The following is a 6,935-nucleotide window of genomic DNA, read 5'->3' as shown; positions in this document are numbered from 1 at the left end:
AAAGGGCAGCAGCCCTTGGTGTTCCCCGCGCTGGCGGGCCTCCGGGGGAGGGCCGTGGCGCTCTACAGGGGAGCGTCTCGCATCTTTGCGCGTCCGCAGGTGTGCCACGTGGCACACCTCACGCGAGGATCGTTACCCTTTGGGACGAGACGCCGGGACGGTGGCTCGGTCGGCGCGAACGCGCCGATAGGGCCGTGCCCGTCAGGGTCGCGCAGGGTCTTCAAGCCTGATGGTATGGATTTCGCCGTCTTCACCGCCGAAGCGTCAGACCCGCTCATTATCATCGGTGAGGATGTTGGCAGATGCGTAGGAGAGTGCGACCGCGCTCGAATGCGATCGTTCCTCCGGCCATGATCGCACGCGTGTGACGCCCCGTGAAGGGCTCTCCTGTCTTGGACGCCGCCAGAATCTCGGTCGGCCCGGACGGCAACCATGTCACGGCCATGCGCAAACCGTCGTCGAGGAAATCAATGTCGGCCCGGCTGCCGTCTGCGCATGTGACGTATCGCTGTTCCAAGACCCGCGTCATTGAGTGAGGTCGGTGTATCTCCGACGTGTCGCGAGTATTTGGTGACGGCTCCGAACAGCCAACGGTCATCATAAGTAGCGTGGCGGCGCAGATGCGCACGTCAACCATTCCGCTTCCTCATTAATCCGGACTCACGCCTCGCGGGTCCGTCGCCAAGTTGGCCGGCAACCCCGAAGGGCTGCCGGCTCGGGTATGGTCCCGCAACGAGCCGGTTATTCAGCTCGCCGAAGGGTTGGCGGAAACAACCTTGCCGTCCGCACCAATCACGACGTGAAGCGTGCGCCGTGCGACAGGCTCGGAGGGATTGGTGAAAGTCACGACGGTCTGACGCGCGCCGTTGGCGGTCCGCTGCGCGGTGCCCTCGACCTTTGCTTTGGACCAGCTCGGGGCGAGCTTGGATTGCGTCACCATGCGAACGACGTGCTGACGCGCCACCTCGGCGGGCGCTTGGCTATGCGCTTCCTCGTCGTGAACGGGATGGGCGGCGGCGGGGGCTGCGGCCAATACCGCGACGGCTAGGACTGCGTATTTCATGGGTAGTCTCCTCGTGGTGGAAAGGGTGGAGTGCATCGCTACGATCAGGATTTCGGCTTCGCAGCGAAGCTGCGGAACGTGCCGGTCGCCGTCACGGTGATGGTCACGGGCGCAGTGGTGCGGTTGCGCCAATACCATCCGTGCATCCCGTCGAAAGGAGCCTGGAAATCGCCCTTCTCGCCGGCGGACGATCCTTTCTCGTAGCTGGTGTATTTATCTGCCGGCGCGTCGTGTTCCTCGCCGTGAAGCTCGAAACGGACCTCCGGTCCGCCGGTCGACCAGGCGTAGGCGATCCGGTCGCCAGCGCGCATGTCTGCCTTCACTTCGCGACCTTCGTCGGGCTGGAGCGTGATCTTCACCTCGGCCGTCTGCGCGGTCGCCGGCACGCTCGACCTTGCAGCCGGCGAAGCCGGCGCCGTGGTCGCCGGGACTGTGGCGGTCTCGGCTGCATGTTCGGCCTGCTTGACCTCTCCCATGCGAGTGAGGCCGAGCAGGCGGCCCGTCCCGATCGGATCGACGCCGTATTCGGCGGGCAGGATCGTCGTCGCGAGCAGCGCGACGGCGACGCCGAAGGCAAGCGCCGTTGCCCGGTTGAGCTGGCGCAGCGTCGGGAGATCGCCGACGTTTGGCAGATTGGCGTTTTTCATCAGGCGTTCCCTTCGAGAATGAGGCCGGCGAGCTGGTAGCCGGTAAGGACGAAGCCCGCGGTCATCAGGACCACGTTCGCGGCAAAGGCATGTCGGCGGAAGCTGGCGGTGCGGCGCCAGTAGCCCATGACGATCAGGATCGCGGACAGAGCGAGTAACTGGCCGATTTCGACGCCGACGTTGAACGACAACAGATTCACCAAAAGGCCGTTCGATGGCAGCGCGAAGTCCTGGAGCTTGGTCGCGAGGCCGAAGCCGTGGAACAGGCCGAAGATCAGGACCGCGGCCTTGGCGTTAGGCTGGACGCCGAACCACCGCTGATAGGCACCGAGATTGTCGAGCGCCTTATAGACCACCGACAGACCGATAATCGCGTCGATCGCATAGGGACTGACGTGGGTGCCGAGCAGAACGCCGGCGATCAGCGTCGTGCTGTGGCCGATCGCGAACAGCGTCACGTAGGCGGCAACCTGCTTCATCCGGTAGAGGAAGAAGATCACCCCGAACAGAAACAGCAGATGGTCGTAACCTGTGACCATGTGCTTGGCGCCGAGATAGAGGAAGGCGCCAGGGGCGGGTCCGTTGATCGTTTCGATGAATGCCTGATCGCCTTCGGCGACCCCATGTGCATAGGCGGCGCTTGCCATGAACGTCGCGGTGGCGACGGCAAGGAACGTCGTCACCCCTCTCAAGTGCAGCGGGAGGCGCCACGGGCGGTTGGATGATGTTTCCACGGTAAATTGTCTCCGCTTCATCACGCGAGCGCGTGCGTCGGGGTGGCAGGGTCGGGGCGTCGCCGTTGCGACCACCGGCCCGCCAGGGCGGTGATCGCTGGCAGCACCAGCAAGGTCAGGGCGGTCGAAGTAATGAGGCCGCCGATGACGACGGTTGCGAGCGGCCGTTGCACCTCGGCACCTGTGCCGGTGGCGAGCGCCATCGGCACGAAGCCGAGCGATGCCACCAGCGCGGTCATCAGCACCGGGCGGACGCGCTCCATTGCGCCGTCCACGATCGCGTCATCGTCGCTCGCCCCTTCCTCGCGATGCTTCCCGATCGCGCTCATCATCACGAGGCCGTTGAGGACGGCGACGCCCGACAGGGCGATGAACCCGACCGCTGCGGTGATCGAGAAGGGGATGCCGCGCAGCAGCAGCGCAAACACGCCCCCGGCAAGCGCCATCGGCACCGCCGAGAACACGATCGCCGCCGACACGAAGCTGCCGAGCGCCATGTAGAGCAGGGCGTAGATCGCAATGAAGCAGATCGGCACCACGATCAGCAGGCGTAGCCGAGCCGATTGCAGGCTCTCGAAGGTGCCGCCCCACTCGGTATACATGCCAGCGGGGAGCTGCATCTGGCCGATCTTCGCCTGCGCTTCCTCGACGAACCCGCCAAGGTCGCGCCCACGCACGTTGATCTGCACGACCACCATCCGCTTGCCGTTCTCACGACTGATCTGGTTCAACCCTTGGGTGTAGTTGAACCGGGCGACCTGGCTTAGCGGGATCGAGCGCGCCACCTGACCTTCGGCAGCGGGCAGCATCACCGGGATCGACCCCAGCGTCTCAAGGTCGTCCCGCTGCGCGTCGGGCAGGCGGACCACGACGTCGAACCGCCGGTCGCCCTCGAACAGCAGCCCGGCCTCACGCCCGCCAAGCGCAGCCGAGACGGTGTTCGCCACCTCCTCGACCGACAGGCCGTAACGGCCCGCCGCCTGACGGTCGATCTGCACGTCGAAGGTCGGCGCGCCGGACGTCTGTTCGGCACTCACGTCGCCAGCGCCGGGGATCGTGCGCATGACGGCGGCGATGCGCTTCGCCTGTTCGCTCATCGCGTCGAGGTCGTCGCCGTAAAGTTTGATCGCGACGTCGGCGCGAACGCCGGCGATCAGCTCGTTGAAGCGCATCTGGATCGGTTGCTGGATCTCCGTCCGGTTGCCGATCAGCGGCTTCATCCGCTCCTCGATGCGGCGAAGAATGTCCTCCTTGCTTTTCACCTCCGTCGGCCACTCGTTCTCCGGCTTGGGGATGACGTAGGTATCCGACGCATTGGGTGGCATCGGATCGGTGCCGAGGTCGGCGTTACCGTTCTTGGAGAAGACCAGCGCCACCTCCGGCAGCGTCTTCAATGCATTCTCGATCTGGAGCTGCATCTGCGTCGACTGATCGATCGACGCCGATGGCACGCGGAAGTTGGTGACGGTTATGTCCTTCTCGTCGAGCTGCGGCATGAACTCCTCGCCGAGGAAGCCAAAGCTCAGCACGGCCGCGACGAACACGCCGACACCGCCCAGGATGAAGGGCATCGGGCGGGCGACAGCCCGGCCCAGCACGGGGGCGTAGCGTTCCTTGAACCAGCGGATCGGCTTCACTTCCGTCTCACTGACCCGGCCCTTGACGACGATCGCGATCATCGCGGGAACGAAGGTAAGCGACAGGACGAAAGCAGAGGCGAGCGCCACCATCAACGTGATCGCCATCGGCGCGAACGTCTTGCCCTCAACGCCCTGGAAGGTGAGCAGCGGCACGAAGACGAGGAAGATGATGAGCTGACCATAAACGGTCGGCCGCACCATCTCCTTGGCCGCGAGCGTCGTTTCCTCCATCCGCTCTTCGCGGGTGAGAAGCCGGCCTTCATGCTCCTGGCGTTCGGCGAGGCGGCGAAGCGCGTTCTCGACGATGATGACGGCGCCGTCGACGATCAACCCGAAATCGAGCGCGCCGAGGCTCATCAGATTGCCCGACACGCCCAGCCCGTTCATTCCTGCGGCCGTCATCAACATGGTAATCGGGATGACTGCGGCGGTGATGAGCGCAGCGCGGATGTTGCCGAGCAGCAGGAACAGCACGACGATGACGAGCAGCGCGCCTTCGGTCAGGTTCTTTTCCACCGTCGCGATCGTCGCGTTGACGAGCTTTGAGCGGTTATAGACCGGCTCGGCGAACACGTCGGGCGGCAGCGCCTTGTTGATCTGCGTCAGCTTCTCGGCGGCGTCTGTCGCGACGATGCGGCTGTTGTCGCCTACCAGCATCAGCACGGTCGAGATGACCGCTTCCGATCCCATGCGACTGCCGGAGCCGGTGCGGACCGCACCGCCGATCACCACCTGGCCCACGTCCTTGACGCGAACGGGGACGCCGTTGCGGGTCGCGACGACGGCTTCCTGAATGTCTTCGATCGACTTCAGACGAGCATCGGCGCGGACAAGGAAGCTCTCGCCAGCGCGGCGGACATAGTTCGACCCGGCGGAGAGGTTGGCCCGCTCCATCGCATCCGCCAGCTCCGTGACGGACAATCCATAGCTGGCGAGCGCGTTGAGGTTCGGCTCGATCAGATATTGCTTCACATAGCCGCCGTTGGAATCGACGCCGGCGACGCCGCGCACCGCCCGCATCTGCGGGCGGATGATCCAGTCCTGCACCGTGCGGAGATAGGCGGCCTTCGCCAGTTCGGTGGTCAGCCGCTCGCCCTCGGGGGTGAGGTAGCTGCCGTCCGACTGCCAGCCCGGTTTGCCGTCGACCGTCTTCAGGCCCTTGCCGTCGGGATGGCGGAAGGCGACCGAATAGAAGAAGATCTCGCCAAGCCCGGTGCTGAGCGGCGCGAGGATCGGCTGCGCGTTGGCGGGAAGGCTGTCGCGCGACTGTGCGAGCCGTTCCGTCACCTGCTGGCGCGCAAAGTAAATATCGGTGCGGTCGGTAAAGACCGCTGTCACCTGGCTGAAGCCATTGCGTGAGATGGAGCGGGTCATCTCAAGCCCTGGTATTCCGGCAAGCGCCGTCTCCACCGGGAACGTCACCTGCTTCTCGATGTCGACCGGCCCCAGCGTCGGCGCGAAGGTGCTGATCTGGACCTGCCGGTTGGTGACGTCGGGCACGGCGTCGATCGGCAGCTTGGTGATCTGCCAGAGGCCGAAGCCGATGACGACGAGGGTCAGGAAGGCGACAAGCCATCGCATCCGGACCGAAAGGGAGAGGATGCGGCCGATCATTCCGCCGACTCCTTCTCGATCTCGGCCTTGAGGAGGAAAGCGTTGGTGGTGGCGATCTGCGTGCCGGCGGCAAGGCCGCCGGTGATCGCCACCATCCCGCCCGATCGGCTGCCGATCTGAACCGGCTGCGCGCGGAAGCCCTGGCCGGTGCGGACGAACACCACGCTGTCGCTGCCAAGCGTCTGCACCGCGTCTTGCGGCACCATCACGCCGCTCTTTGCGGCCCCGCCACTGGCGAGGATGCGAGCCTGAACAAGCTGGCCCGGGGCAAGCGTGCTGCCGCCGGCGGTCGGCGTGACGACGACCGTCGCGGTCCGCGATTGCGGATCGACGACGCCGGTCGCCGAACGCACCCGCCCTTCTATCGTGCGACCGTCTGTGGTGGTCAGCTCTACCCTGTCGCCTTCTCGGACACGGCCAGCATCGGCAGGCGGGACGCTTGCGGTAATCTGAAGCCGGCTCGGATCGGCGACGCGGAACAGCTCGGTTTCAGCCGCGACGAACTGGCCGAGATTGGCACCGGCATTGGTAACGCGCCCCGAAACGGGGCTGACGACCGCAACCGATCGACCGTCGCCCGACACGCGAGCCGCGCCCGCGGCGGCGCTAGCCCGGCGAGCGTCGGCCTGGGCGACGGCAAGGTTGGCCTGTGCCGATTCATAGTCGGCGCGGGGTGTCACACCCTGCGCGAGCAAACCGCGCTCTCGTTCGAGCTGACGCGCGGCGAGGGTGACGCGCGCGGATGCGGCCGAGCGGTCGGCTGCGATTTGTGAAGCGTCGCGGCTCTCGACCAATGCAAGGGTCTGGCCGGCGCGAACCGGATCGCCGATGCGGACCATGATACGGCTGACCGTGCCTGGCGCGCGCGCGGTCAGCACCGCCTCGGCGTCGGGCGTCGCCTCGACCGTGGCGGAGGCAAGGATCGCGGCGTCCAGCTCGCCGGATGCCGCCGGGGCTACAGTGATTTGCGATGCTGAAAGCGCCTGTTGCGTCATCGCGACCGTGTTCGACGGCTTTGCTGGCGCTGCGGCTTCCGTAGGGGCAGGGGCGGGGGTGGACGATTGGGTGAGGCGCGCAGCGCCGAACCCAAGCGCAGCGGCAGCGACCAGGCCAATGGCGGCGCCGGTGTAGAGACGATTTTTATCGGTCATTGCACCGCTTCTCCGGTGATGGTGAGGCCCTGCAGACGGGCCAGATTGGCGCGAGCGTCGAGGCGCGCTGCGGCGGCGTCGAGGAT

Annotated in this window: 5 protein-coding genes; all 5 read right to left on the bottom strand. The window is 65.9% G+C overall.

Features of this window, described 5'->3' with window-relative positions; genetic code table 11:
* Positions 1–745: 745 nt before the first annotated feature.
* Positions 746–1,063: a DUF6488 family protein gene (locus Q0U08_RS15990; RefSeq protein ID WP_042469191.1), complete on the bottom strand. Its 318-nt coding sequence runs from the start codon at positions 1,061–1,063 to the stop codon at positions 746–748.
* Between the two features lie 44 nt (positions 1,064–1,107).
* Positions 1,108–1,710: a hypothetical protein gene (locus Q0U08_RS15985; RefSeq protein WP_042469192.1), complete on the bottom strand. Its 603-nt coding sequence runs from the start codon at positions 1,708–1,710 to the stop codon at positions 1,108–1,110.
* Positions 1,710–2,357, bottom strand: a complete 648-nt coding sequence (locus tag Q0U08_RS15980) for a HupE/UreJ family protein (RefSeq protein WP_042469303.1) — start codon at positions 2,355–2,357, stop codon at positions 1,710–1,712. Before Q0U08_RS15980 ends, Q0U08_RS15985 begins: the two co-directional genes overlap by 1 nt.
* A gap of 107 nt (positions 2,358–2,464) precedes the next feature.
* A complete protein-coding gene (locus Q0U08_RS15975) occupies positions 2,465–5,698 on the bottom strand; it encodes a CusA/CzcA family heavy metal efflux RND transporter (protein ID WP_042469194.1) in 3,234 nt (1,077 codons plus the stop codon).
* Positions 5,695–6,849, bottom strand: coding sequence for an efflux RND transporter periplasmic adaptor subunit (locus Q0U08_RS15970; RefSeq protein WP_042469196.1), 1,155 nt, complete (start codon positions 6,847–6,849; stop codon positions 5,695–5,697). Before Q0U08_RS15970 ends, Q0U08_RS15975 begins: the two co-directional genes overlap by 4 nt.
* Between the last annotated feature and the right edge of the window lie 86 nt (positions 6,850–6,935).

The organism is uncultured Sphingomonas sp. (assembly GCF_946477935.1).
Lineage (GTDB): Bacteria > Pseudomonadota > Alphaproteobacteria > Sphingomonadales > Sphingomonadaceae > Sphingomonas.
Note: the sequence above shows the minus strand (reverse complement) of the source record. Positions and strands in the feature narration are given on the sequence as shown.

Excerpts from the sequence above, each read along its gene's own strand:
- Q0U08_RS15975 (WP_042469194.1), bottom strand. The coding sequence starts at position 5,698 with ATGATCGGCCGCATCCTCTCCCTTTCGGTCCGGATGCGATGGCTTGTC.
- Q0U08_RS15970 (WP_042469196.1), bottom strand. The coding sequence starts at position 6,849 with ATGACCGATAAAAATCGTCTCTACACCGGCGCCGCCATTGGCCTGGTC.
- Q0U08_RS15980 (WP_042469303.1), bottom strand. The coding sequence starts at position 2,357 with ATGGCAAGCGCCGCCTATGCACATGGGGTCGCCGAAGGCGATCAGGCA.
- Q0U08_RS15990 (WP_042469191.1), bottom strand. The coding sequence starts at position 1,063 with ATGAAATACGCAGTCCTAGCCGTCGCGGTATTGGCCGCAGCCCCCGCC.
- Q0U08_RS15985 (WP_042469192.1), bottom strand. The coding sequence starts at position 1,710 with ATGAAAAACGCCAATCTGCCAAACGTCGGCGATCTCCCGACGCTGCGC.